Source organism: Acidithiobacillus sp. AMEEHan (assembly GCF_030996345.1).
Classification (GTDB): domain Bacteria; phylum Pseudomonadota; class Gammaproteobacteria; order Acidithiobacillales; family Acidithiobacillaceae; genus Igneacidithiobacillus.
Genome location: NZ_CP118747.1, coordinates 2,308,086 through 2,332,640, shown reverse-complemented (window position 1 = coordinate 2,332,640; position 24,555 = coordinate 2,308,086). Strand labels below are relative to the sequence as shown.

The following is a 24,555-nucleotide window of genomic DNA, read 5'->3' as shown; positions in this document are numbered from 1 at the left end:
GACCATGCCCATGCATCGTGAGCTGCTGCCGGAAAATCTCCCTGCCCTGCCCAAGCGGCCCCTTGCCGCTCACAAGGGCAACTTTGGCCATGTCTATGTCCTGGGCGGGAGCATGGAGATGGGCGGCGCTCTGAGCCTTGCGGCCTTGGCGGCCTATCGGGCCGGCGCTGGGCTGGTCACCGGCATCGGGCATCCCCAGTCGCAGGCCTATTTTGCGGCGCATCTGCCGGAAGCGACCTGGATGGATTGGCCGCCGCGCCTGGCCAGCAGTCTCCCCGATGATGGAGTTCTTGCCCTCGGGCCGGGGCTGGGCCAGGGGCTGGCGGCCCATGACTTGGTGCGCGAGGCGGCAGCCTTACCGCAACGCCGGGTCTGGGATGCCGATGCCCTGAATATCCTGGCCCGCTTCGGCCCGGGCATCCTGCAGGGTGGGGGCGAACGTATCTGTACGCCGCATCCGGGGGAGGCCGCACGCCTGTTGCACAGCACTGCCGCAACGGTGCAGGCCGACCGGGAGGCGGCGATTGCCGCGCTGGTACGGCGCTATGGGGGTGTCTGGGTCCTCAAAGGGGAAGGCACTCTGGTCAGTGACGGCAGCCTGCTCGGGCGCTGCCCTTGGGGTAACCCTGGTATGGCCACGGGAGGCAGCGGTGATGTTCTCACTGGCCTCATTGCCGGTCTTTGGGCACAGGGATTGCGCGCCTTGGAAGCAGCGAGCCTCGCGGTCTGTATCCATGCCCGGGCTGGTGATCTGGCCGCAGACGAACTCGGTGAAGCGAGTCTGTTGGCCCGCGATATCCTCGCGCAGATCCCGCGCGTACTGCAAAACTGGAGGATTTCTTGAGCGAAGAACAGGAGTTGCGTGACTGGGATCGACAGCATTTCTGGCACCCTTTCACGCAGATGTCCTGCTGGGGGGATGATGATCCCTGGATCATCGAGCGCGGCGAAGGCAATTATGTCTATGATATCCGCGGGCGTAAGGCCTTGGATGCCATTGCCAGTCTGTGGTGCAACGTCCATGGACACCGTCACCCGCGCCTGGATGCCGCGCTGCGCGCGCAGCTGGACAAAGTGGCGCACACCACGGTCCTGGGCGCCAGCCATCCCGCGGGCATCCGCCTGGCGAAGGCCCTGACGGAGATCGCTCCCGCGGGACTCGAACGGGTGTTTTTCTCGGAGGACGGTGCCGAGGCGGTGGAAGTGGCGGTGAAAATTGCCGCACAGTATTGGCAGAATCTGGGGAGGAAGGAAAAGCGCCGCTTTCTCTCGGTGGACGACGCCTATCATGGCGATACCATTGGCGCCAGCTCGCTGGGTGGCTTCCCTCTCTTCCATGGGGTGTACGGCCACCTGCATTTTCCCGTAGACCGGCTGCCCAGCCCTTGGTTGCTGCAGCAACGCCTGCAGGGCGATGCCGAGTCTGCCTGCGCAAGCTGGCTGCAGTCGCTGGAGGATATCCTGCGGGAGCGCGCGGATGAGATCATCGCCCTGGTTCTGGAGGGGGGGGTGCAGGGTGCGGCTGGTATCTTGCCCTACCCGCGGGGTATCCTGGCGGGGGCGGCGGCGCTTTGTCGCCGCTATGAGGTATTGCTGATCGTCGATGAGGTCGCCAGCGGCTTTGGTCGTAGCGGCACGCTGTTCTACTGTGAACAAGAAGGGGTATCTCCCGACCTTCTGGCCCTGGGCAAGGGGATCAGTGGCGGCTATCTGCCCTTGGCAGCTACTTTGGCACAGGAACCGATCTATGCAGCCTTCCTGGCCCCCTTTGGTGAGGCCAAGCAGTTCTACTATGGCCACACCTACACGGCGAATCCGCTGGCCTGTGCAGTGGCGCTGGAAAATCTGGCGCTCTTTGCGGAGAGCGATCTGCTGACCCAGGTGCGCGCACGCATCGCGCAACTGCAGCAGGGATTGCAGCGCTTTGCCGGCTTACCTTTTTCGTCAGCGCCCCGGCAGTTTGGTCTGATGGCAGCCGTCCCCCTGCGTGATCCGCGCAATGGCAATGCCTATACCTATGGGGAGCGGCGTGAGTACGCCGTCTGCCGCCGGGCCCGCGACGCAGGGGTCTACCTGCGACCTCTGGGCGACAGCATCGTTCTGGTGCCCCCGCTTTCGGTGACAGCCGCAGAAATAGACCTTATTCTGCAAGTATTGCAAGACAGCATGGCTGAGGAATCCAAGACATGAAAAATATCAGTGCGCTGATGACGACCGAGGTGATTTCGGTGCGCGAGGGCGATGGTGTGGAGGAGGTCAGCAAGAAGATGCTGAGCTCTGGGCACCACAGCCTGCCAGTCGTGGACGACCGCGGCCGGGTGACGGGGATTATCACCGAACGCGATCTGATCGATGCCCACCGGCAGGTGCATCTACCCACGGTGATTTCCATCCTGGACAGTGTGATTCCCATCTCCGGCATGCACGAGTATGCAGAAGAATTGCGTAAGGTCACTGCGGTCGATGCGCAGGGCCTCGCCACCAAAAGGCATCTACAACTGGCGCGCCCGGAGGAAAGCATCGATACCGTGGCCGACCGGATGTTCGAACATCGGCTCCACGCCTTACCCGTGGTCGATGGTGAGGGGAAGCTCTTGGGCATGGTCAGCCGTTCCGATATCCTCCGGGGGCTCCTGTCCCAATCATGATCCGGGAATTGCCCGACCTGGCGGCTACCGAGGCCTGGGCACGGGACTTTGCCCGGCTGACGCCGATCCCCGGAGTCATTTATCTGCAGGGAGATCTAGGGGCGGGAAAGACCGCCTTGGCGCGCGCCCTGATCCATGCCCTGGGCTACAGCGACGTTGTCCGCAGCCCCACCTATACCCTGGTAGAGGAGTATGACACGGCAGCGGGGATGGTACTGCACCTGGATCTGTATCGGTTGGTAGAGGCAGAGGAACTGGAATACATCGGCCTGCGCGATTATTTGCAGAAAAATGCATTGTGGCTGGTGGAGTGGCCGCAGCGCGCCCTTGCGTATTTGCCACCAGCCGACCTACGGATAGACATGTCTCTTGCAGAGGCTGGTGCGCACCGCCTCGTCGTCCATGCCGCGAGTCCACGCGGTACGGACTGGCTGGAGGCCCTGACAGTGGCGTCGGCGGGCTTGTCCGCGCATGCCTGAAACGCGGCGTCGGGTGCAGGTGATGAGTCCGCAGCTGGCGGACCGGATCGCTGCGGGTGAGGTGGTGGAACGCCCCGCTTCTGTGTTGAAAGAGCTCATCGAAAACAGCCTCGATGCCGGTGCTCGGCGCATCGATGTGCTCCTCGAAGGGGCAGGGATCGAGCTGCTCGAGGTGCAGGACGATGGCATCGGTATCGAGGCGGAGGATCTGCCTCTGGCCCTGTCGCGACACGCCACCAGCAAACTCTACGATGATGTGGAGCTCGAGCAGATTCAGAGCTTCGGCTTTCGCGGAGAGGCCCTGCCGGCCATTGCCTCCGTCGCGCGCCTGGAAATCATCAGCCGGGCCGTCGGGACGAGTGCGGCGCGACGCCTGTGCCTGGCAGCTGGCATCCTGCAAGAAGATACTCCGGCGGCGCGGGCTTTCGGTACCACGGTTCGGGTGGAGGATCTGTTCTACAATGTTCCGGCGCGGCGCAAATTCCTGAAAGCCCCTGCCACCGAACTTGCTCGTATCCAGAAGCTCTGGCGTCAGCTGGCCCTCAGCGCCTTTCCCGTAGATCTGCGTCTGCAACAAGGAAAACGCCTGTTGGCGCAGTATCCGGCAGCCCTGAGCGAGGCGGATCAGGATGCGCGCGTGGCGGCCATTCTCGGCGATGAATTTCTCCGTAATGCCCTGCGTTTCGAACAGGAAGGTAACGGCTGGCGACTCTGGGGCTGGCTCGCTTTACCCAGCTTTAACCGACCCCGCGCCGACGAGCAGTATTTCTTCGTCAATGGCCGTGCGGTGCAGGACGCCAGCCTGCGTCATGCCTTGCGCTCCGCCTACGCCGATGTGCTCTACCAGGACCGCCAACCCGTCGCCATCTGCTATCTGGAGCTACCGACTGCGCTGGTGGATGTCAATGTACATCCCGCCAAAACCGAGGTGCGCTTTCGCGAGGCACGACTGATCCACGACTTCGTCCGGCATAGCCTGGCAGACGTCATCGCCGATCAGGCGCGCCCACGCGCAGCGTCCGTTTTCTCTGCAGAAAGGGTCGAGCAGCCGATTGGCAAGGGATATTATGGCGCCCAGGCGCCTCTTTCGGGTTTTGCCGCGGGCCAGGTGCAGGAGGGCAGCAGCGAGAGCTACTGGCAGAAGTTGGTCGCTCCCAGCTTTCGCGATGCGCCTCGCTCTGCTTCCGAACTCCCACCGCTGTCGTCGGCGGAGCCGGATGCGCTGTGGAAGGAGTACCCTCTGGGACGGGCTTTGGGACAGATTCATCAGCGTTTCATCGTCGCGGAGAACCGCGAAGGGATGCTGCTCGTTGATCAGCATGCGGCCCATGAGCGTATCCTGTATGAGCGCTTCAAGGCGCAGCGGGTGGCGGGGCAACGGCAAGCGCTACTTTTGCCTGTGCAGGTCGAAATCAGCCCCAGCCAAGCCGATCGTCTGGCGGAGCGCGCCGAGTTGTTGCGCGAGGCCGGCCTCGACTGGTCGCGCAGCGGACCAGGAAGTCTGCGCATTCACGCCTGCGCACTGGGGTTTCCCCAAGCTGCCATTGCCGATCTGGTGGCGGACTGCCTCGCGGAGGAGCCCGCCTGGCAGGCCGGACAAGGCGACGAACGTCTGGCGGAGATGGCCTGCCACGCCGCCATCAAGGACCATCATTCCTTGAGCCTGGCGGAGATGAATGCCCTCTTGCGGCAGCTCGAGGCAACGCCACGCTTCACGCAATGCAATCATGGTCGGCCCACCATCGTCCAGTGGAACCTGGCCGAGCTCGATCGCCTGTTTCTGCGTGGACGCTGAACGTCGCTCTTGGGAATATGGATTTTCCGGATACCGAGACATCCCCCCTGCCAACCCTCTTCCTGCAGGGGCCGACGGCGAGTGGCAAGACGGCTCTCGCCCTGCGTCTGGCAGATTGCTTTCCCATCCGCCTCATCAGTGTCGATTCGCTGGCCATCTATCGTCATTTTGATCTGGGCAGCGCCAAGCCCGATGTTGCGCTCCAGGCCCGCTATCCCCACGCCCTGATCGATATCCGCGAACCGGAAGAGATCTACTCGGCCGGCGATTTTGCTCGGGACGCCCGGGCGGAAATCACTGCGGCCCGTGCCGCCAGACAGATCCCTCTATTGGTTGGCGGTACTGGTCTATATTTTCGCGCGCTGGAACGTGGCATAGCCGAGCTGCCAGCCGCCGACCCGCGCTTGCGCCAGCAGTTGCAGGAAAAGGCCGCGCGGGATGGCTGGCCGGCCCTGCATCGGCAACTGGCAGAGAAGGCGCCGGATCGGGCAGCCGCGATCCATCCCCACGACGCTCAACGGATACAGCGCGCCCTCGAACTGCTGGCCCAGGGTAAGACGAGCGAACCCTGGCAAGGGGGACTGCCCGGACCGCTTTGGAAGATCGTCCTGCAGCCCCCGCGGGCAGAACTGCATGCGCGTATCGCTGCACGCCTGCAAGCGATGTATGCTGCGGGTTTCCGCGAGGAGGCCGAGGCTCTCTTCGGGCGCTACGGGTTGGAAGATTATCCGGCCTGTCGCTCGGTGGGCTACCGCCAACTATTCGCTTGGTTGCGTGGCGAGTACTCCCTGCCCGAGGCGGAACAGGCCGCTCTCTATGCCACCCGGCAGCTGGCCAAGCGGCAGGAAACCTGGTTTCGCGCTGAGGAAACCGACTGGCGTCTGTCCTCCGCAGACGGTGTGCAAGTGGCGCAGGTGGTAGCCGAGCTCCGGGAGCGTCTGCAGGGCATGACAGGGTGACGTCATGATAACGCTCTGACTGAGGCAGTGGAGGGATACGTGAGGTCCTGGCGGATTATCGCTTGCTTCGTGGTACTGGCTGCCTTCACCGGCTGTGCTCCAAAGATGCCTCAGCTTGCGGCGCCCACCAAATTGCAGGACTTGCAGCTCAGCAAGGGGCTGGTGCTGACTGGTGCGACTCAGCCAGCCAAAGCGGATTGGTGGCAAGCCTTGCTCAATGAACGCCAGCAGGAGATTCTGCGTCTTGCTTTACGCAACAATCCAGATCTGGAAGAGGCCGAGGCGCGGGTCCGGTTGGCAGCTGCGAGCCTGCGTAGCGCTGGCGCGAAGCTCTCGCCGCAGGCCGATCTGGCCGGTCATATCGGGGTGAGTCGCTGGACGCAAAATCAGTTCTATCTGCCCCCTTATGCCGGAGAAAGCTCCTGGAATAATGCCTTGAAACTGGATTTCTCCTACCACTTCGATCTCTGGGGCAAAGAGCAGGAGCGGGTACATGAGGCGCAATTACAGCTTCTGATGATGCAGCAGAAGCAAAAGGCGGCGACCCTGGTGCTGGAGGCTGCGGTGCTGCAGCAGCTGCTGGCGATTGCCGGTAACGCTGCAGCCCTTGCGCAACTGCATGCGGAACAGAGGATATTGCAACAGATCGAAAGCATCGAAGAGCAGCGGGAGCAACATGGTCTGAGTAATTCCCTGTTAGCGCTGGAAAATGCTGCTCGGCTTTCGCGTCTACAACGAGAGATTGAAGCCGAAGGGGCACAGCGCGAGCAGAACCGCGAGGCCCTCGCCATACTCTGTGGGCAGGGAACTCGTCTGCCGACAGCGCTGCGGGATCCTGACCCACAGTCATTGATCCAGCCGCATTGGCGAAGTCCGACGCAGGTGCCGGCAGCGTGGGTGGGAGCGCGGCCGGATGTTGTGGCACAACGGAATGCGATCGAGGCCGCTGCAGCGGCCATTCAAGTGGCGCGCGATGCCTACTACCCCAACATCAATCTCGTCGCCTTTGCCGGGGGGCTGGCCGCCGCTGGTGGCTTGTTCACCTTTTTGCACCCTGGTTCCTTGCAGGCCGGAATCGGGCCAGCAATCAGCCTGCCGATTTTTTCGGGCGGACGCCTGCGCGGCAATTTTGACGCCAGCAAGGCAAACTACGATCTTACTCTGGCGCAGTATCGCAAGACCCTACTACAGGCCTTGCAACAGGTGGCCGGTGATTTGACGACTCTGCAGGCCGCGGCGCAGGAACGTGCCAGCCTGCAACACCGGGAAGCCATTCTGGAACATAGCGCACGATTGCAACAGCAGCGCTACCAGGCGGGGCTGAGCAATGCACTGCCAGCGCTGGAGGCACAGATCCCCCTGATTGAAAACCGACTGGAGCGTTTGCGCTTGGATACCCATGCCGAACAGACTCTCGTCGGTCTCTACGCTGCTTTGGGAGGGCGGGTGGTAATGCAGACTTGGCCTGGGACGTCGGCTGGCCATGGCTAGTTCTCTTGCTGCCCAGTACCGGTTCTGGCGAGATTTTTACCGCCAAGACCTGCAAAATTGGCTGTTTTTGGGCAAGACGGCACTGGCGGCTCTGCTAGCTCTGTGGCTAGCCTATCGCTTTCAGCTCGATTCACCGAGTACGGTGGTCATCACCGTTTTTATCGTCATGCAATCCCGCAATGGGATGGTGCTTGCCAAGAGTTTCTATCGCGCTATCGGGACCATCATCGGCAGTATCGTTGCACTGCTTCTAGTGGCGCTGTTCCCGGATGCGGGTATCGGTTTCCTCGCCGGCATGGCCCTGTGGATCGGCTTTTGTACGGCGGGCGCGCGCTATTTCCGCAATTTTCAGGCCTATGCCTTTGTACTCGCCGGCTACACCGCGGCCTTGGTCGGGATACCTGCCGCCCTCGACCCGGGGCACGCGGTGGAGATTGGCATTGCCCGTCTCAGCGATGTCATGTTGGGTATCCTGGTGGCATCGTCGGTGAGTGCAGTAGTCTTTCCCCAATCTTTGGGTGAGCTTTTGCAAAGCACTGCCCAAAGCAGATTGGAACATTTTCTCGGTAATTCCTTGCGGGTACTCAATGGGGGCGTCCCGCGCGCAGACTGGATTGTCCTCCACCTCGCTGCCATTCAGGAAACTCTGCAACTCGACAATTACCGCTCGGGTTCCTTCTTCGAGAGCGCGGCAGGACGCCGTCACAATGAGCGGGTCGGCGAGATGATTGCCGACATGATGTTCGCTTCAGGTACCCTCCATCTACTCAACAGTCATATCCGGCGTCTACGCCGCCCCGCTTTAACCCCGGTGCAGGAGGCCAGCCAAGAGCTGTTGGAGCAATTGCGCAGTAAACTGGAAGAGCTGCGACAGACCATTCAGGCTGGCAACAGTGCCCAGGCCCGCATTCACCTGCAAAGCGTGCAGGACAAAGTCATAGAACAGCTAACGGCACTGCGCGAGAGGCTGCACCCGCGCCTCGATGCCGCGCAGGCCTTGGCACTGGATAGTCTCATTCTACTGCTGACCCGCTATTTGGCGGAGTTTCGGCGTTATCTCGACAGTTATCATCGGTTGCTGCATCCACAGGAGCAGATGGCGCCGCTGCCGTTGCCAATGACCATCGATGAGGTGCGCGATAGGCGATGGCGGGCCTCCTTTAGTCGTCCGCCGACCGAGATCATACAACCTCTCAGTGGAGCGCTGCGCAGTATCTTGGTGGTCGCCATCGTTTCCTGTTTTTGGCTGTGGACGGCGTGGCCGTCGGGGCCATCGGCGTTGATCATCGCGGTGGTGCTGGTCGCACTTTTTTCCACCTTTCCCAATCCGGTAGCCTCAGCGCGGCAAATGGGGTTCGGGATTGTTCTTGCCTTTCTGGCGGCTCTGCTGTTTTCTCTGGAATTTCTGCCTCGTCTCCAGGGATTTCTCATGCTTGCGCTGGCGCTATTCCCATTTTTTCTGCTTTCACCGTGGCTGCTGACGTATGGTCGCTGGGCGGGTACCGCCGCCGGTTTTGGCATTTTCTTCCCACAATTGGCGGTCCCAGATAATCCTCATTCATTTTCCTACCTCAACATGCTCAATTCGGGCTTTGCCGAGCTGATAGCGGTGTTCCTAGTGGGCATCGCCTTCTTTCTGATCTTCCCGCCGGGAAATCACTGGGAACGTCGCCGTCTGCTCGAGCGCTTTCGGGCTCTGGTACGTGCCGTGGCGAAGGCACCTCTGGGCAATCTGCGGAATCGCTATGCCGCGGAAAGTCGGGAATATCTGCGTCTGCTCGCTGCTGCCTTGACACCCCAAGAACAGGGCGACGCCCAGGTGCTGCGCGAGGCCATGCGCCTGGACGAACTGGCAGAAGGTATCTTGCAGCTACGGATTTTGTTGCATGCGCGTAATGAAGATACAGAGGGGAATCCCTTGCAAATTTATGCGCGGGACTATGTGGAACTTCTTCTGCAAAGCATTCAGGAGCGGCGCTCTGGGGCCATGAGCGGGGAAGATCGACGGCGACTGCGCGCCACACTGGATGCGGTACAGCATCTTCCCGAGGAGAGGCTTGACCCTGCACTGCATCCGATCTTGCCTCCGGACGCGCTGTTTCGCGTCTATGTGCACGTGATCGCCAGCGTCTCCCGACGCCTTTCCCAGGCGCTAGAGCTGCAAGATGCCGGTTGAGATCACTGTTTTTGGCGCGGTTGTTCCCACCCTTCTGCCAATTTTTGCCGTTTCGGTCGTTTTCTATCTGATCGCCGATAAACTGACGAGTCGTTGGAATCTCGATCGCTGGGTTTGGCACCCGGCACTGTTCCGCCTTGCGCTATTTGTTTGTGTCTTTTCTCTTTTGGGCCTGGGAGTATATGGATGATGCGTCGCCTGTTGCGTGTCTTGGTGACCGTGGTGGTGCTGCTTCTAGCGGGATGGCTGGGTTGGCGCCTCTGGCACGCCTACATGGACGGTCCGTGGACCCGAGATGCCGTCGTGCAGGCGCAGATCGTGGAAGTCAATGCCGATGTCAGCGGCCGCGTGGTGGATCTTGCAGTTGCAGATAATGCGCCGGTTCGGGCCGGACAAGTTCTGTTTCGCATCGATCCGCGGCGCTACCAGCTTGCCTTGGCCAACGCGCGCGCAGCATTGGCGGAAGCCAGCGCCCAACTCGCTCTGCGCAAGGAACAGGCGGCGCGACGTGCCGACCTGCCGGCGGATGTCGTATCCGCAGAGGCGCGCGCCGATGCCCTGCTTGCGGTGCGTACCGCGCAGGCACAATTGGCGGCCGCCCGTGCGCGTCTGCACTTGGCCGAATATGACCTGTCGCGGACGACGGTGCGGGCGCCGGTAGCGGGAACCATTACCCATCTCCGTTTGCGGGTTGGAGACTATGCACAGACCGGCAAGCCGTTGCTCGCGCTGGTGGAGTCTGACGATTACTGGGTGGATGCCTATATGGAGCAGACCCGTCTGACTGGGGTCCATGTCGGCGACAAGGCAAGGGTCACCCTATTGGGGGCGCGACATAGTCTGCCAGGGGTAGTGGAGGGTATCGCGCCCGCCATCACCGATCGCGAAAGTCACACCGGCGAGCGTCTAGAGGCAGATGTGCGGGCGAGTTTCAATTGGGTGCGGCTGCCGGCGCGTATCCCAGTACGGATCCGCTTGCTCCAAAAGCCGCGGGATTTGCCGCTGACGGCAGGGATGATCTGTTCGGTCGTGGTGGAGAAAAGGCAGTCCACATGACGATATTGGATTCCCATCTCCCGCTTTTCTGAAGCTGCAGGTATACTTGGCACATGAATACGCTAGACCGACTGCAAGACCATATTGCCTATCGCTTCCAGAACCTCGCTCTATTGCGTCAGGCGCTAACGCATCGTAGTGCCGCCGCCACACACAACGAGCGGCTGGAGTTTTTGGGCGATGCCGCGCTCAATTTTATCGTTGCAGCGCGGCTCTACGAGCGTTTTGCCAAGGTGAGTGAGGGCGATCTCTCGCGCATGCGGGCGCGTCTGGTGCGGGAGGAAACCCTGGCGCAGATAGCGGAAACCATCAGTGTCGCTGATGTCCTGATTCTCGGGGCAGGAGAGATGCGTAGTGGTGGTGCGCGTCGCGCCTCCATTCGTGCCGACGCGGTAGAGGCCATCATTGGTGCTGCCTATCTGGATGGCGGTTTTGGCGCCGCGGAAGCCATTGTCGATCATCTCATCGTGCCCCTGATTACCGATGCGCTGGGAGCAGAGGAATTGCGTGATCCCAAGACGCGCCTGCAGGAACTGTTGCAGGGCAAGGGGCGGGCCTTACCCTTCTATGAACTGGTGGAAGAAAAAGGGCAGGCGCACGAGCGTCGTTTCGTCGCCCGCTGCACTGTCGAAGGGATGCCTTCCACGGAAGCCGAGGACAGCAGTCGGCGCAAGGCCGAACAGCAGGCGGCGCAGCTGATGCTAGAACAGCTGCAGAGCCGGTTTCATGAGCAGCGTCATGCCGTCTGAGGACCTCTCCATAGCGCATCGCTGTGGCAGCGTCGCGCTGATTGGCCGGCCGAACGTCGGCAAGTCCACCTTACTCAATCATTTGGTCGGCCAGAAAATCAGTATCACCGCCCCGCGCCCGCAGACTACCCGGGATCAGATCTTGGGCATCTACACCCGGCCCAACGGGCAGATTCTGTTCCTCGACACCCCCGGTGTGCATCAAGGATACCGCAGTCTCAATCGGCATATTCTGCGCGCCACCCGCTCGGCTCTGGATGCTGCGAACCTCGGAGTTCTGGTGGTCGAGGCGCCGCTGTGGACGGCGGGCGACGCCGAGGCCTTGCGCTGGCTGCAGCAACGGGATCTGCCGCTGGTTTTGGTTGCCAACAAGGTCGACCGGGTGCCGCAGAAGGAACGTCTGCTGCCTTATCTACAGGAGCTCAGCCGGCATGCGCGCTTTGCCCAGATCCTGCCGATGAGTGCGCGCCGGCCGGATGACGTCGAACGTTTGGCAGGGGTCATTCTTCCTCTCCTGCCGGAGGGGCCAGCCCAATATGACGAAGATGAGGTGACGGATCGGCAGATGCGTTTCCTGGCCGCCGAGGCGGTACGCGAACAGATTTTTCGCCAGCTCAGTGCTGAACTCCCTTACGAGACTGCGGTCGCCATCGAAAAATATGCGGTCAGCCCGCAGGGTAAGCACGAAATCGAGGCGACCATCTACTGTCGGCGGCCAGGGCAAAAGGCGATTCTGCTGGGGGAAAAGGGACAGCGCCTCAAACACATTGGCACGCGGGCGCGGGAAAGCATCGAGCAGCAGACCGGGGCGCGGGTGCGGCTGGGGCTATGGGTGAAGGAACGCGAAGACTGGGACCGGCAGCCGGGTATCCTGCGCGAAATGGGATATGGAGCGTAACCAGGGAGAGCGGGCCTGGGTACTGCATTCTCACCCGTTTGGCGATGGCAGTCTGGTACTCGAACTGTTTACGGAACACCATGGACGCCTGGGGGTTTTGGCGCGGGGTAAGCGGCGCCGTGGCCGCCTGGAAGCCGGGCGCCCCTATTGGGTGCGTTGGGCTGGCCAAGGTGAACTTCCGGTTCTCCAGAGCGCAGAAGAGCTCCCGGGCCGGCTCGTGCAGCACCCGGTGCCGGCGCTGCTGCTGTTCTATCTCAACGAGCTTCTCCTGCGCCTGACCGGGCGAGCGGATCCGCAGGACGAACTATTTGTCGAATATTCCCAGATCTTAGAAGCGCTCGCCGCCAGGCCGGAGGATTTTTGGCTGCTGCGACGTTTTGAACGGCGTTTGCTGGTAACCCTTGGCTGGGCCGCAGACGTCATACATTGCGCCCAATGCGGCGCTCTCCTAAAAGAAGCAAACGCCTACGCTCGGGCCGGAGAGGGGGTGTTCTGTGCCCGGCATGCCCCTGCCTTGGCGCAGCCCGTTTCCGCGGCGGCGTTGACCTGGCTAGGGGGGGATCTGCAGTTGCCACCGGAGCGCAGCGCGTGGGGTGAATTACGCAGCTATTTGGCCATGGAACTCGATCAGCTCCTCGGTGGGCGAACACTGGAGAGTCGGCGCCTTCTTGCGGCATACTTGCGGCGCAGGCGCAGCAGCAGGGGAGGCGCAGAAAGCAGATGATAGCTTTGGGTGTGAATATCGATCATGTCGCGACACTGCGGCAGGCACGTGGAACCCGCTATCCCGACCCCCTGGAAGCGGCTTTTGTTGCGGAACGCGCCGGTGCCGATGCCATTACCGCGCATTTGCGGGAGGATCGCCGCCATATCCAGGAACGTGATGTCGAGCTCTTGCAACAAACCCTACGCACGCGTCTGAATCTCGAAATGGCGGTCAATGAGGATGTGCTTGCGATTGCTGAGCGCCTGCGACCCAGTGATTGCTGTCTGGTGCCCGAGCGGCGCGCCGAGCTGACTACGGAAGGGGGGCTCGATGTCGCTGGCCAACGGGCGCGGGTGCAAGCAGCCTGCGAGCGTCTGGCAGGGGCGGGAGTACGGGTGTCGCTGTTCATCGACCCTGATCCGCGACAGATCGAGGCGGCGGCGGCCACCGGTGCGCCGGTTATCGAGCTGCACACGGGAAGCTATGCCAACGCCAAAGAGCGCACTGAGGTTCGGCAACAATTGGATCTTCTCCGCGAGGCAGGGCGTTTGGCCCAGAGTTGCGGCTTGCAGGTCAATGCCGGACATGGGCTCGATTACACGAATGTCCAAGCGGTCGCGGCGATTCCTGAAATTGCCGAACTCAATATCGGCCATGCCATCGTCGCGCATGCGATTTTTCATGGTCTCGATAGCGCCGTACGGGAAATGAAACGCTTGATGCGGCAGGCGCGTTCTTGATCGTGGGTCTGGGTACCGACCTGGTTTCCGTCCAGCGCATGAGTGGGCTTTTGCAGCGCTGGGGCGACAAGCTGCTGCAGCGGGTCTTGGGTGCGCAGGAATACGGGGAATTTCCCCTGGCTCAGGGTGCCGCCTTCCTCGCCCGCCGTTTTGCCGCCAAAGAGGCGACCCTGAAGGCGTTGGGCACTGGCCTGCGCTATGGCATCTCTTGGGGAGAGATCCAGGTGGGTCACGATCCGCTCGGACGCCCGCAGCTGATCTTGTGTGGCGCGGCGCAGCGACAGCTGGCGCGCTGTGCGCGGCAGCCGCGGCTGTGGTTGAGTCTGACGGATGAACATCGATATGCCATGGCCACCGTCGTGATCGAAGAACTGGCGCAGGAAGGGATGGGGTCGGAAGGATGCGGATAACGGTAGTGGGGACGGGGTATGTGGGGCTGGTCACCGGCGCCTGCCTGGCGCAGGTGGGGAATCAGGTGCTCTGCATCGATATCGATGCCGAAAAGGTGGCGCGTTTACAGGCTGGTGAAATCCCCATCCATGAGCCGGACCTGCCGGAGATCGTCCGCAGCGGTATCGATGGTGGACGATTGCATTTCAGTACCGACATTGCCGAGGGTGTGGCCCACGGCGAATTTCTCTTCATTGCCGTGGGTACCCCCCGGACGAGGACGGTTCTGCGGATTTACGCTACGTGCTGCAGGTGGCATCCGATATCGGCAGACATCTCGACGAGCCGCGTATCATCATCAACAAATCGACGGTCCCGGTGGGAACGGCGCAAAAGGTGCGGGCCACGATCCAGGCAGAACTGGCTGCCCGCGGGGTGCATGTCGCCTTTTCCGTGGTCTCCAATCCGGAATTTCTCAAGGAGGGTGCGGCGGTCAGCGATTTCATGAAGCCGGATCGCATCATCGTCGGTACTGACGACGAAACCGTGGCGCAGCGCATGCGTGATCTGTACGCGCCCTTCAACCGCAATCACGACCGGGTTCTGGTCATGGACATTCCCTCGGCCGAGCTGACCAAATACGCCGCCAACGTCCTCTTGGCGACCAAGATTTCCTTCATGAACGAGTTGGCCGGCTTGGCGGAGCGCCTGGGTGCAGATATCGAGCACGTACGTATCGGCATTGGCTCGGACCCCCGCATTGGCTTCGATTTCATCTATCCTGGTTGTGGCTATGGCGGTTCCTGTTTTCCCAAGGATGTGCGGGCGCTGGAGCATACCGCCCGGGAGCTGGGCTATGACGCCCCCCTGATCCGCGCCGTGGAAAGCGTCAACAACGCGCAAAAGCAGGTGTTGGAGCGCAAGCTCATGGCCGAGTTTGGCGCGGATCTGCAGGGTAGACGCATCGCCATTTGGGGCCTCGCCTTCAAGCCGAATACCGACGACATGCGCGAGGCGCCAAGTCGCACCCTGATCGACGCGCTCCGGCGACGGGGGGCGAGCATTCGTGCATACGACCCGGTAGCCATGGTAGAAGCAAAGCGGATCTATGCCCAGATGCCGGAGATCTCCTTTTGCGACGAACCCTACGCGGCCTGCGATGGCGCCGATGCCCTGATGATTTGTACCGAATGGCAGATCTTCCGCAGCCCGGATTTTGCGGAGTTGAAGCGCCGCCTGCGCCATCCCTTGATCATCGATGGTCGTAACCTCTACGATCCCCGTTTACCCAAAGCTGCAGGACTGCAATACCGTGCCATCGGCCGACCCTGATTCCTTGGACCAATTGCGCCGGGCCCACGTTGCCGTGCTCGGCGACGTGATGCTCGACCGCTACTGGTTTGGCCGGGTCGAGCGTATCTCGCCCGAGGCGCCGGTGCCCGTCGTGCAGGTTGGGCGCGAAGAAGAAAGACCCGGAGGCGCTGCCAATGTAGCCCTGAATATCGCTGCCCTGGGTGCGCGCTGTCGTCTGCGGGCGGCGGTTGGCCGGGACGCCGCAGCGGACAGTCTCGCCACTTTGCTGCGTCGGGCGGGGGTAGATACCCATTTTGTGGCGCTCGAAGGCCTTCCCACCACGGTCAAGTTGCGGGTGATTGGACACCAGCAGCAGTTGCTCCGTCTCGATTTTGAGGAGCGCCCTGATGAGCAGCGTTTACAGGGCCTGTTGCTCGGCGACGAAGATTTTTTTTCCGGGATGGCAGCCTTGCTGTTGTCGGATTATGGCAAAGGCGCGGTGCAGAACCCGCAGGCCTGGATTCGGCTGGCGCGCGAACGCCAGATTCCCGTTCTCGTCGATCCCAAGGGGCGCGATTTTGCCCGCTATGCCGGGGCGACGCTCTTGACGCCCAATAAAAGTGAATTCCAGACTGTCGCAGGCAGCTGGAAGACGGAAGAGGAATTTCGCGCACTGGGTCGGCACTGGCGCGAGGCGTGGCAACTGACGGCCTTGTTGGTGACCCGTGGAGAGGAGGGAATGACCCTTTTTCTTGCCGATGGGATACATCATCACCCGGCCCAGGCGCGCGAGGTGTTCGACGTGACCGGCGCCGGAGATACGGTGATTGCCACCATTGCCACGGCGGTGGCGGCCGGCTGGCCTCTGGACCGGGCAGTGGAGCTGGGCAATCGGGCTGCCGGCATTGTGGTCGGCAAACTTGGGGCGGCAACCGTATCCGCGGCGGAGCTCGCCTCCAGTCTGGAGTCGGTGCATGGCTGAATTGGCAAGCGTAGCTGGCGAAGAGACGCAGGAGCACCGCTTGCCGGTGCCCCGCCTCTTGGCGCGGCGCATGGGCAAGGCCATCCAGGATTTCCGTATGATCCGACCGGGAGATCGCGTACTGCTTGCGCTCTCGGGGGCAAGGACTCCCTCAGCCTGCTGGCGCTGCTCGCCGAAATGCAACGGTACAGCCCACTATCCTTCGCACTGGGAGTGGCAACCGTCGATCCCCAGAGTCCGGACTTTGATCCCGAACCACTCGGCGCCCATGTCCATGCACTTGGACTACCGTGGTTCTGGGAGCGGCAGGATATCTTTGCTCGTGCCCAGAAACACCTGGGGCGGCCATCGTATTGCAGCTTCTGTGCGCGAATGCGGCGGGGGGTCCTCTATGCCTGTGCACGCCGCGAAGGCTACAACGTCATCGCCCTTGGGCAGCACCTCGACGATTTTGCGGAAAGTTTTTTCATGTCGATGTTTTATAATGGGGAACTCCGTACCATGAAGGCCCATTACGCGGTACGCGAAGGAGACCTGCGCGTCATCCGTCCACTGGTCTACTGTCGCGAGCGACAGACTCGCGCCTATGCCGAAGCTGAGGGCTTGCCGATCATCATCGAGAACTGCCCAGCCTGCTTTCGCCATCCCACCGAGCGTCAGCGTATGAAGGAGTTACTGGCCGCTCAGGAGGAGCGGGATCCGCGTCTGTTCAAACAGCTATTGCGCGCCTTGGCGCCATTGATGGCGCGAGAGATGCCGGCATGAGCAGCGATTCCGGGGATTTTTTGCAGAGTTTTTACTGGGAGAGCCTGCCGCTGCGCGGCGCCCGCTGCCGCGTGGACGGTATCTTTGCACGCGTAATTCAGGGTCTGGAGGGACCGGCAGAGCTCCGCCAGTTGCTCGGCGAAATTCTCGTTGGTCTGGCTCTGATCTCCAGCACCCAGAAACATTTCGAGCGATTGATTCTCCAGGCCCAGAGCCAGGGCAACCTGCAACTCCTCGTGGCGGAGATGATCTCCGGCGGTGGCATGCGCGCCTATGCCCGTTGGCGTGGGACAGACGAAAATCTCGACCTAGCGGCGCTGCCAGAGGCTTTGCTCGCCCTCACCGTGGATATGGGTATGGACCGCGATCGCTATCAAGGGCTGATCCAGTTGCGTGATACGCTGACACAATCCCTGCAGGCCTATTTTGCCGAGTCAGTGCAGGCCCCAGCGTATTTCCGTCTGCTGGTGGACGCCGCCAGTGGCATCGCCGGAGGCTATTTTCTGCAACGTCTGCCAGGCGTTCTTACGGCGGAGGAATGGGATGTCGCCACCGGTTTTTTTGCGGTAGGCTCGGATCAATCGCTGTTGCTTGCCCGTCCGGAGCAGTTCCTCCCGGAAATCTTCCCCACTGTGGGCGTGCGCCTGCGCAAAGCGCAAGCGCTGCGCTTTCAATGCAGTTGCTCGCAGGAGCGGGTAGAGCACATGCTCGTCGCCCTGGGCGAGAAAGAAGTGGAAGAGACTCTGGCGGTAGAAGGCAGGGTGCAGGTCACCTGCGAGTACTGTCAAAAGGTCTACCTACTCAATTCCACCGACGTCGCGGCACTCTTTGCGAGGGGCAAATCGCTGCACTGAATCTCAGTCGGGAAAACGCTCCTTGACCGCGGCGTCGTCGGCGCCGGCCAACAGCGCCTTGGTCTGCAGCAAGAATTCCTCTGCCCGCAGCTTGTCCTGATTGTTGGCTGCTTGCCAAATCGGGAACAGGGTATTCTCCTCGCGGTTCTCATGCTTGGCGAGAGATCCGGAGAGCACCGCGCAGATAGCCGGCAACATGCCATAGTCCATTTCCCGGAAGGTTTCATCCACGATCCGGGACTGCTGAATGATGCTGTCGTGCTCAAACAGCATGTCCGCCAATGGCCCCTTTTTCTCGCCACCACCGAGTACGGGCCCGAGAATGTAGTTCTCCATATGCACGTGACGGCGCAGGCCAATCCAATAATCCTGAAAAATGCTCTCTGCCTCGTCTACCCGGTTCGCATTGGCAGCGGCGAGAACATCGGCAAATTGCCGGTCGAGACGGTAGTGATCCCAGGTGAGGAGGTCGACGACATCCTTCGCCTCGGCTTCTTTGCGCGGCCGTATTTCGGCGCTCCATTCGGGATCGGCACTCGCGACCGACCAAGAAATCGCGTCACGCAACTGGAAGGCCGTGGCGCGCAGCAGGGCATGGGGATCGCGATCGATCTGCACCGATATTTTCTGTCCGAGCCCCAGGCGCTGGGCCGCGCTGAACAGCAAAGGACCAGCCTTGGCATCGGGAAGCCCGCGCAGATCCAGCGACAGGTTGCTCAGTTCCGCCATCGTCATCTCCTCATTCGTCATCTGCACTGCAGGCGAACACTATACGCCGAACGAGCAGGTCGCGCAGCCCGCCATTACGGTTGCAGGAGAGCGTTGATCGAGGTGAGATCACCGATGTTCAACTGCCCTGCGGCGGCCTTGAGGGCCACGCGCGCGGTGACCTGACGGTAGAGAGCGACGTTATACTGTTGTTCCGCACGAATATAGTCGGTAGCGGTTTGCAGGAGATCGATGATGGAACGGGTGCCAACCTCGTAGCCTTTGCGGGTGCCTTCCAGCGATACCTTGGCCGACTGCGCCGATTCCTTCGCTGCCTGCAGTTGCGCGACGCTGTTTTGGAGATCGAGAAAGGCACTCTCGACATCCAGTTTTACGGCATCACGCACGCTCCCCAGATGATCGCTCGATGCCATGCTCTGCGCCTCGGCCTTCTGTACCTGGCTGGAGATTTGCCCACCCTCGAAGAGGGGCATGGATAGGTTCAAGCTCACTCCAGCCTGATTCTCGGTAAAGCCAGGGAAGGGATTGCCATGCACATGCTGCGCGATACCTTGCAAGTCCAGCTTTGGCCAGCGCGCACGCCGTTGTACCTCTACCGCATCCTGGGCGCTCTGTGTTTGCGCCTCGGCTTGCAGGATCTGTGGCGAGGATTTCATGGCAGTTGCCACCCAGTCCTGCATATTGTCTGGTTGCGGTCCAAGCGCTTGGAACTCATGGAGCGGCGCCAATGGGCCGAGCGGCTGATGCGTCAAGCGCTCCAGCCGCTGGCGCGCGATCTGCGTGGCATTTTCCGCCTGAATCAGGTCGGCCTTGGCGGCGTCCAGTCGCGCCCGCGCTTCGCGTACCGAGATGATGTCACCAGTGCCGATCTGCAGCTGCGCTTGCGTTTGTTTATAGATGCTCTCGAGCAACTTGGTTTGCTTACCTGCGATGGCCTGCTGCGCCTGCGCCTCGAGCACCGCAAAGTACGCCTTGGCGACCCGCAACGCCAGATCCTGCTCGGTGTAGGCAAGGCCCGCAGCGGCTGCTTGGATTTGACTTCCAGCCTCCTTCATGGCGGAAAGGGCCGCGCCATTGAATACCGCTTGGGTCAGGCTGACGCTGTAGCTGTTGGAAAGATAGGCCTTGCTGATGTTCAGGCCGGCAAAACCAGAGAAACTACCAGAGTTGAAGCCGACACTCGCACCCAGCCCCAAGTGGGGCAGGTAAGCTGAGCGCGCAAGGGGTTTGTTTTGCTCGGCCGCCTGCAGGTTCGCGCGGGCCTCAGCCAGACGCGGGTCCGATTGCACCGCCTGCTGATAAACGCTAAGCAGATCCTCCGCGAAGATCGCGGGACTTGCGAGCAACAGGGCAAAACCAAGAGGTACCGCGCGACGCAAAGCGGACATGGACAAGTAGCTCCATCAAAGTCTGCCATAAGTGTACTGACCGTCCGGTCAGTTTACAAGATCCAACGAGAGCCACCGGCCTGTGCCGCCAACGAGCCAGTGGACAGGAGAGCTTGAGGCAGGGAGACTTCCGCTACGGCAAGTACGCGACTGGGGTTGGAATGCGGCTTTGGGAAATCGAGTATTGGGAGGATAGCGCAGACCTTTTTGCTCGCTGCGCGACGGAGGTGGGCGCGGCTTTTCTGGACAGCGGTACCGCTTCTGGACCGCAACGGCGGCAGGATCTCTTGCTGCGGCAGCCGCAGGCTTGGATTTGGGAGGATGCTGGCGGCGTCTGGCGGCAAGATCGAGGCAGTGAAGCACGGCGTCAGACGGGTACGCTTTTCTCTACCCTTCGTCCATTGTTGGAAAAGCAGCCAGTTGGTTCAGGGAGCTGGAGCAGGCTGACCGTGCCGCTGCTGTGTGGATTTTTGGCCTACGACTGGGCGGCCGGCGGGAACGGGAGTCGAGATAACAAAGAAGACGATCAGCCTGTGGCGGTGTTCGCACTCTATGACCAGATCTTGCTTCAGGATCATCAGCAGCGCCGCGCATGGATCATTGCCAGCTCAGCCGCCGATGATGCCTGGACCACCGTACTGCAGCGTCCGCTTCCTGATTTTCCGCCATTTCAACTCTCTCCCGCCGGTATTCGTCCGCACTGGAGCTACGCAGACTATGCCGCGGCCTACGCGCGCACGCAGGAATACATCCTCGCCGGTGACTGTTACCAAATCAATTTGGCGCAGGGCTTTTCCGCTGGCTGGCAAGGTGATCCCTGGCCCCTGTACCAGCGTTTGCGGAGAGTAAGCCGCGCGCCTTTTTCGGCATTTTTTCGCCATCCGTGGGGCACGTTGCTCAGTGTTTCGCCCGAGCGCCTGCTTCGCCTCGCGGGGGGGCGCTTGCAGGCGCGACCCATCAAGGGTACGCGTCGGCGCCATCCGGACCCGCGCCGGGATCGGGAAAGCGCCGCGGAACTCATGGCCAGCCGCAAAGACCGCGCAGAGAATCTGATGATTGTCGATCTGTTGCGTAATGACCTGGGCAAGGTGGCGGCGTCGGGCTCGGTGCAGGTACCCGAGCTATTCTCCTTGGAGTCTTATGATCAAGTACATCATCTGGTCAGCAGTATCGAAGCCGATTTGGCCCCAGGCCTCGACGCCTGGGATGCTCTGGCGGCGGCCTTTCCTGGGGGTTCGATTACCGGAGCACCCAAACACCGAGCGATGGAAATCATTGCCGAGCTGGAGGCCGGACCGCGAGGCATCTACTGCGGGTGTTTTGGCTATGTGACAGCGGGCGGAGAGATGGACTGGAATATTCTCATTCGCAGTCTCGAACTGAATAGCGAGGGAGAATTACGTTTTTTCGGCGGTGGCGCCATCGTCGCCGACTCCGACTGCGCGGCGGAGTATGCCGAAAGCCTCGACAAGGTGGCGATGATTCGCGAGACGCTGGAGGCGTTTTTGCCGCAGGGCGCCACCTGCGCTACAGTGGCGCGCTGATTTGGGAGCGCTTTGCCAATGCCCGTTCAACCGCAGTCTCGTCCGGTGAGAGCAGAAAAACACCGCAAGAGGATCCCCTGGAGTCTGCTGCTGCAGATCGTCGTCACCATCTCGATCTTTATCTGGCTCTTTCACAAGACCGACTGGACGGCTCTGACGCAACGCTTCTTGCAAATTCGCCTTCCCTGGTTTTTGCTGGCCGTGCTCGCCTATGCGGTAAATCTTTCCGTGTCTTCCCTGCGTTGGGCGGTCATTCTGCGCGCGGCCAAAAAGCGCGCTCCGGTGCTTTGGTTGCTGCGCCTGAACTGGGTAGGGGCATATTTCAATCAGGTGCTGCCCGGCTCGGTATCCGGGGACGTATTGCGCGCCTGGTATACCCGCACGCAGGCGGGTTCTGCCACCCTGGCCTTGGCCGTGGTATTTGCCGATCGCTTCATTGGTATGGGGGCATTGGTTGGCATTGCCCTGTTGGGCTATCTGCTGGGCGGTCACGTCCTGCGTCTGTTGCCCGGAATGGGTGAGACTGTCGCGATCCTGAGCGCCGGCTACGCCGGGATCATTACCCTGATCCTGAGTCCGGGGCTCGATTTTCTTGAACACCGTGTCGGTAAAATGGGGCGCAAACTGCACGATATCCGAGAAGGAATGGGAATGCTGTTGCGCAATCCCAGCGCCTTGCTTTCTACCTTTTTGCTGTCGGTTTTCGTACAACTTTGCTCCATTTTCATGTTCTGGGCCCTGGCCCATTCCTTGGGGGAGCGCCCCGACGCCGCGGCATTCTGGGTCGTCTGGCCGGTGGTCAGCCTGTTTTTGGCGTTGCCAATATCCCTCGCCGGTTGGGGGCTACGGGAGGGTCTGTTGGTGCTCTACATGGGGGCACTGCAGATGGGCCATGACCAGGCCCTCGCTCTGTCCCTGCTGGCCGGTACGACGGTCTTGCTGACCAGTCTGCCCGGTGCCTGGCTGTGGCTCGGCATTGGTCGCCACCCGCTGGCAAAGGTGGAACCGCTCCCTTGATAACGGTCAGTGGTGAAAGGACTCCTTGCCGGGTCCCTGGGGATGACTGGGGGGTCCTTTTCCAACGCTTCGATGGCCCCGCGCAGATCGCGCAAGAGAATTTCACCCATGTCGCGAGAGAATCCCTCACGCAAAACGACGCGCAAAACCGCGAGCTTTTCAGCGTCCTTGGGCAGGGTGTAGGCGGGCACTTGCCAGCCCCGCATTTTCAAGCGATCGGAAACGTCGTACACCGAATACCGTTGGCCATCGCGCAAGCGAAAGGCAAAGACCGGGATATTTTCGCCCGTACTCAACAGAGAAAAAGGGCCGATTTTGGCGATTTCGCCACTGAGCCATAGCGCAATGTCCTGCAGGTTCTTCATGATTCGGGTGTATCCCGCGCGCCCCAGACGCAGAAAATTATAATATTGACCGACGACCTGGTTGCCAGGCCGGGAAAAATTCAGGGTGAAGGTAGGCATGTCGCCGCCCAGGTAATTGACATGAAAAATCAGATCCTCAGGCAAATAGGCCTTGCCGCGCCAAAGCGCCCAGCCGATGCCGGGATATACCAGCCCGTATTTATGCCCGGAGACATTGATGGATGCGACATTGGGCAAACGAAAATCCCATTCCAGATCAGGATGCAGAAACGGGGCAACGAATCCGCCGCTGGCAGCGTCGACGTGCAGAGGCACCTGTAGTCCGCGTTTTTGGTTCGCCTTGACCATGGCATCGTGAATGGCGCGTATGGGCTCAAATTCGCCCGTAAACGTAGTGCCGAGAATGGCGACTGCGCCGATGGTGTTTTCGTCCATGCGCGCGGTGACTTCCTCTGCGCTGATAACGTAGCGATCCTCGTGGATGGGAATGTAGCGTGGTTCTACCTCCCAATAGCGGCAGAATTTTTCCCACACGACCTGCACGTTGCTGCCCAGGATCAGATTGGGACGGGAGCTGTCCTTCCCCTGCTCGTGGCGCCACTCGCGCCAACGCCATTTCATCGCCATGCCCGCCAGCATCACTGCCTCGCTGGAGCCGATCGCCGAAACGCCGATGGGCTCCTCCTTGTCTTTGGCGTGGAAAAGATGGGCGATGATCTGAACGCAGCGGCGCTCGATTTCCGCAGTTTGCGGGTATTCGTCCTTGTCGATCATATTTTTATCGAAGGATTCCGCCATCAGGGTGCGCGCCTCTGGATCCATCCAGGTAGTGACGAAGGTCGCCAGATTCAGGCGGGCGTTACCGTCCATCAGCAGTTCGTCGTGAATGAGCTGATAGGCGACCTGTGGTTCCAGATCACCCTCGGGCAGGTACTCCTTCGGGATGGGGGCGTCCATGCGACGCGCGCCATAGGTAGGGGTCAAAAAGGAATCTTTCGCTTTGCTTTTTGTCACTTGCTACTCCTGCTTTTGGCTGGACTCGCCATAAGTCTAGTAGAGGTATCTATTGCAGGAGCGCAGAAAGCTATAAAACGAACTACAATCTATTGGTGTGGTCTGTATAGATGACGCAGTTTTGCGAGGAGATGCTGTGGATATCAGTTTTGACGACAGCGCGGCTTGGATACGCCGCTCCCAGACGGATATGAAGGCATTTCTGGAGGCGCTGGCCGAACGGTTGGAGCAGGGCATGCCGGGTTTTGTCGAGGTGGATCGTAAAAAAGACGGCCTTTTCTCTTCTCATCAGCATCTAGAACACTTGGTGGTGCATGCGGGCGAGTTCGACTACCACCTGAATGTGAACGGCACTCATGTGGAAACCTTGCGCGCCCGGGTGGTGCGCAATGTAGTGCTGAAACGCGAGATCCTCTCATTGGGAGACTGGCTGAAGTCGCTGCTGCAGGACACGGCAGCGATCTCCGCGGAAATGCAGGCGGCGAGCCAGACCCTGCATGACTTTTTACTGCAGTAG

23 protein-coding genes and 2 pseudogenes are annotated in these 24,555 nt (G+C 61.0%); 22 read left to right on the top strand and 3 right to left on the bottom strand.

The genetic code is table 11. The features are described from left to right. Nucleotides 1–10 precede the first annotated feature (10 nt). From ORD17_RS11885 to ORD17_RS11785, 19 genes and pseudogenes are all read left to right on the top strand, one after another. Nucleotides 11–844 carry an NAD(P)H-hydrate dehydratase gene (locus ORD17_RS11885; protein ID WP_308388710.1) on the top strand — a complete coding sequence of 278 codons (834 nt, stop codon included), beginning with the start codon at nt 11–13 and terminating at the stop codon, nt 842–844. Further along, the gene (gene bioA / locus ORD17_RS11880) at nt 841–2,190 is read left to right on the top strand and encodes an adenosylmethionine--8-amino-7-oxononanoate transaminase (protein ID WP_308388709.1); all 1,350 of its coding nucleotides are present in this window, start codon (nt 841–843) and stop codon (nt 2,188–2,190) included. The genes ORD17_RS11885 and bioA overlap by 4 nt, the downstream gene beginning before the upstream one ends. After that, nucleotides 2,187–2,648: a CBS domain-containing protein gene (locus tag ORD17_RS11875; RefSeq protein ID WP_308388708.1), complete on the top strand. Its 462-nt coding sequence runs from the start codon at nt 2,187–2,189 to the stop codon at nt 2,646–2,648. The genes bioA and ORD17_RS11875 overlap by 4 nt, the downstream gene beginning before the upstream one ends. Beyond that, nucleotides 2,645–3,127 (top strand): tRNA (adenosine(37)-N6)-threonylcarbamoyltransferase complex ATPase subunit type 1 TsaE, encoded by a 483-nt coding sequence (tsaE, locus tag ORD17_RS11870; protein ID WP_308388707.1) that lies wholly within the window; start codon nt 2,645–2,647, stop codon nt 3,125–3,127. Before ORD17_RS11875 ends, tsaE begins: the two co-directional genes overlap by 4 nt. Continuing rightward, the gene (mutL, locus tag ORD17_RS11865) at nt 3,120–4,922 is read left to right on the top strand and encodes a DNA mismatch repair endonuclease MutL (RefSeq protein WP_308388706.1); all 1,803 of its coding nucleotides are present in this window, start codon (nt 3,120–3,122) and stop codon (nt 4,920–4,922) included. Before tsaE ends, mutL begins: the two co-directional genes overlap by 8 nt. Before the next feature lie 17 nt (nt 4,923–4,939). After that, the gene (gene miaA, locus ORD17_RS11860) at nt 4,940–5,881 is read left to right on the top strand and encodes a tRNA (adenosine(37)-N6)-dimethylallyltransferase MiaA (RefSeq protein WP_308388705.1); all 942 of its coding nucleotides are present in this window, start codon (nt 4,940–4,942) and stop codon (nt 5,879–5,881) included. 27 nt (nt 5,882–5,908) lie between these two features. Beyond that, complete coding sequence (locus ORD17_RS11855) at nt 5,909–7,372, top strand: efflux transporter outer membrane subunit (RefSeq protein WP_374693373.1); 1,464 nt, start codon at nt 5,909–5,911, stop codon at nt 7,370–7,372. After that, entirely contained in the window at nt 7,365–9,548 is a 2,184-nt protein-coding gene (locus ORD17_RS11850; protein ID WP_308388703.1) for an FUSC family protein, read from the top strand. The genes ORD17_RS11855 and ORD17_RS11850 overlap by 8 nt, the downstream gene beginning before the upstream one ends. Beyond that, complete coding sequence (locus tag ORD17_RS11845; protein ID WP_308388702.1) at nt 9,538–9,738, top strand: DUF1656 domain-containing protein; 201 nt, start codon at nt 9,538–9,540, stop codon at nt 9,736–9,738. The genes ORD17_RS11850 and ORD17_RS11845 overlap by 11 nt, the downstream gene beginning before the upstream one ends. Beyond that, nucleotides 9,735–10,604 carry an HlyD family secretion protein gene (locus ORD17_RS11840; RefSeq protein WP_308388701.1) on the top strand — a complete coding sequence of 290 codons (870 nt, stop codon included), beginning with the start codon at nt 9,735–9,737 and terminating at the stop codon, nt 10,602–10,604. Before ORD17_RS11845 ends, ORD17_RS11840 begins: the two co-directional genes overlap by 4 nt. Before the next feature lie 53 nt (nt 10,605–10,657). Then, the gene (gene rnc, locus ORD17_RS11835; RefSeq protein WP_308388700.1) at nt 10,658–11,353 is read left to right on the top strand and encodes a ribonuclease III; all 696 of its coding nucleotides are present in this window, start codon (nt 10,658–10,660) and stop codon (nt 11,351–11,353) included. After that, entirely contained in the window at nt 11,343–12,251 is a 909-nt protein-coding gene (gene era, locus ORD17_RS11830) for a GTPase Era (protein WP_308388699.1), read from the top strand. Before rnc ends, era begins: the two co-directional genes overlap by 11 nt. Beyond that, a complete protein-coding gene (gene recO / locus ORD17_RS11825; protein ID WP_308388698.1) occupies nt 12,241–12,975 on the top strand; it encodes a DNA repair protein RecO in 735 nt (244 codons plus the stop codon). Before era ends, recO begins: the two co-directional genes overlap by 11 nt. Continuing rightward, nucleotides 12,972–13,697, top strand: coding sequence for a pyridoxine 5'-phosphate synthase (gene pdxJ, locus ORD17_RS11820; protein WP_308388697.1), 726 nt, complete (start codon nt 12,972–12,974; stop codon nt 13,695–13,697). Before recO ends, pdxJ begins: the two co-directional genes overlap by 4 nt. Continuing rightward, nucleotides 13,694–14,107, top strand: a complete 414-nt coding sequence (acpS, locus tag ORD17_RS11815; protein ID WP_308388696.1) for a holo-ACP synthase — start codon at nt 13,694–13,696, stop codon at nt 14,105–14,107. The genes pdxJ and acpS overlap by 4 nt, the downstream gene beginning before the upstream one ends. Continuing rightward, nucleotides 14,098–15,419: pseudogene (locus ORD17_RS11800) on the top strand (UDP-glucose/GDP-mannose dehydrogenase family protein). Before acpS ends, ORD17_RS11800 begins: the two are co-directional and overlap by 10 nt. Next, on the top strand, nt 15,400–16,362 hold the full coding sequence (gene rfaE1 / locus ORD17_RS11795) for a D-glycero-beta-D-manno-heptose-7-phosphate kinase (RefSeq protein ID WP_308388694.1): 963 nt from the start codon (nt 15,400–15,402) through the stop codon (nt 16,360–16,362). Before ORD17_RS11800 ends, rfaE1 begins: the two are co-directional and overlap by 20 nt. 177 nt (nt 16,363–16,539) lie before the next feature. Beyond that, the gene (locus ORD17_RS11790; protein ID WP_308388693.1) at nt 16,540–17,127 is read left to right on the top strand and encodes an ATP-binding protein; all 588 of its coding nucleotides are present in this window, start codon (nt 16,540–16,542) and stop codon (nt 17,125–17,127) included. After that, nucleotides 17,124–17,981, top strand: coding sequence for an Hsp33 family molecular chaperone HslO (locus tag ORD17_RS11785; protein ID WP_308388692.1), 858 nt, complete (start codon nt 17,124–17,126; stop codon nt 17,979–17,981). The genes ORD17_RS11790 and ORD17_RS11785 overlap by 4 nt, the downstream gene beginning before the upstream one ends. A 3-nt stretch (nt 17,982–17,984) precedes the next feature. On the opposite strand, the gene ORD17_RS11780 is transcribed toward ORD17_RS11785, so the two are convergent. Together ORD17_RS11780 and ORD17_RS11775 are read right to left on the bottom strand one after the other, a co-directional pair. Next, a complete protein-coding gene (locus ORD17_RS11780; protein ID WP_308388691.1) occupies nt 17,985–18,710 on the bottom strand; it encodes a DUF2249 domain-containing protein in 726 nt (241 codons plus the stop codon). Between the two features lie 74 nt (nt 18,711–18,784). Continuing rightward, nucleotides 18,785–20,098, bottom strand: coding sequence for a TolC family outer membrane protein (locus ORD17_RS11775; protein WP_308388690.1), 1,314 nt, complete (start codon nt 20,096–20,098; stop codon nt 18,785–18,787). A gap of 113 nt (nt 20,099–20,211) precedes the next feature. Between ORD17_RS11775 and pabB the strand changes: the two genes are divergently transcribed. Next, the gene (pabB, locus tag ORD17_RS11770) at nt 20,212–21,642 is read left to right on the top strand and encodes an aminodeoxychorismate synthase component I (RefSeq protein ID WP_308388689.1); all 1,431 of its coding nucleotides are present in this window, start codon (nt 20,212–20,214) and stop codon (nt 21,640–21,642) included. An 18-nt stretch (nt 21,643–21,660) separates the two neighbouring features. Beyond that, nucleotides 21,661–22,659 (top strand): lysylphosphatidylglycerol synthase transmembrane domain-containing protein, encoded by a 999-nt coding sequence (locus tag ORD17_RS11765; protein WP_308388688.1) that lies wholly within the window; start codon nt 21,661–21,663, stop codon nt 22,657–22,659. Nucleotides 22,660–22,733: 74 nt separating this feature from the next. Here ORD17_RS11765 and ORD17_RS11760 read toward each other — a convergent pair. Next, nucleotides 22,734–24,038: pseudogene (locus tag ORD17_RS11760) on the bottom strand (glutamate decarboxylase); the annotation flags it as partial. 136 nt (nt 24,039–24,174) lie between these two features. On the opposite strand from ORD17_RS11760, the gene ORD17_RS11755 reads away from it, so the two are divergent. Then, the gene (locus ORD17_RS11755; RefSeq protein ID WP_308388687.1) at nt 24,175–24,555 is read left to right on the top strand and encodes a hypothetical protein; all 381 of its coding nucleotides are present in this window, start codon (nt 24,175–24,177) and stop codon (nt 24,553–24,555) included.

Bases quoted from the DNA above. Each gene is read 5' to 3' on its own strand.
- ORD17_RS11885 (WP_308388710.1), top strand. From the start codon at position 11: ATGCATCGTGAGCTGCTGCCGGAAAATCTCCCTGCCCTGCCCAAGCGG.
- ORD17_RS11875 (WP_308388708.1), top strand. From the start codon at position 2,187: ATGAAAAATATCAGTGCGCTGATGACGACCGAGGTGATTTCGGTGCGC.
- tsaE (WP_308388707.1), top strand. From the start codon at position 2,645: ATGATCCGGGAATTGCCCGACCTGGCGGCTACCGAGGCCTGGGCACGG.
- mutL (WP_308388706.1), top strand. From the start codon at position 3,120: ATGCCTGAAACGCGGCGTCGGGTGCAGGTGATGAGTCCGCAGCTGGCG.
- miaA (WP_308388705.1), top strand. From the start codon at position 4,940: ATGGATTTTCCGGATACCGAGACATCCCCCCTGCCAACCCTCTTCCTG.
- ORD17_RS11850 (WP_308388703.1), top strand. From the start codon at position 7,365: ATGGCTAGTTCTCTTGCTGCCCAGTACCGGTTCTGGCGAGATTTTTAC.
- ORD17_RS11845 (WP_308388702.1), top strand. From the start codon at position 9,538: ATGCCGGTTGAGATCACTGTTTTTGGCGCGGTTGTTCCCACCCTTCTG.
- ORD17_RS11840 (WP_308388701.1), top strand. From the start codon at position 9,735: ATGATGCGTCGCCTGTTGCGTGTCTTGGTGACCGTGGTGGTGCTGCTT.
- rnc (WP_308388700.1), top strand. From the start codon at position 10,658: ATGAATACGCTAGACCGACTGCAAGACCATATTGCCTATCGCTTCCAG.
- era (WP_308388699.1), top strand. From the start codon at position 11,343: ATGCCGTCTGAGGACCTCTCCATAGCGCATCGCTGTGGCAGCGTCGCG.
- recO (WP_308388698.1), top strand. From the start codon at position 12,241: ATGGAGCGTAACCAGGGAGAGCGGGCCTGGGTACTGCATTCTCACCCG.
- pdxJ (WP_308388697.1), top strand. From the start codon at position 12,972: ATGATAGCTTTGGGTGTGAATATCGATCATGTCGCGACACTGCGGCAG.
- ORD17_RS11790 (WP_308388693.1), top strand. From the start codon at position 16,540: ATGCAACGGTACAGCCCACTATCCTTCGCACTGGGAGTGGCAACCGTC.
- ORD17_RS11785 (WP_308388692.1), top strand. From the start codon at position 17,124: ATGAGCAGCGATTCCGGGGATTTTTTGCAGAGTTTTTACTGGGAGAGC.
- ORD17_RS11780 (WP_308388691.1), bottom strand. From the start codon at position 18,710: ATGGCGGAACTGAGCAACCTGTCGCTGGATCTGCGCGGGCTTCCCGAT.
- ORD17_RS11775 (WP_308388690.1), bottom strand. From the start codon at position 20,098: ATGTCCGCTTTGCGTCGCGCGGTACCTCTTGGTTTTGCCCTGTTGCTC.
- ORD17_RS11765 (WP_308388688.1), top strand. From the start codon at position 21,661: ATGCCCGTTCAACCGCAGTCTCGTCCGGTGAGAGCAGAAAAACACCGC.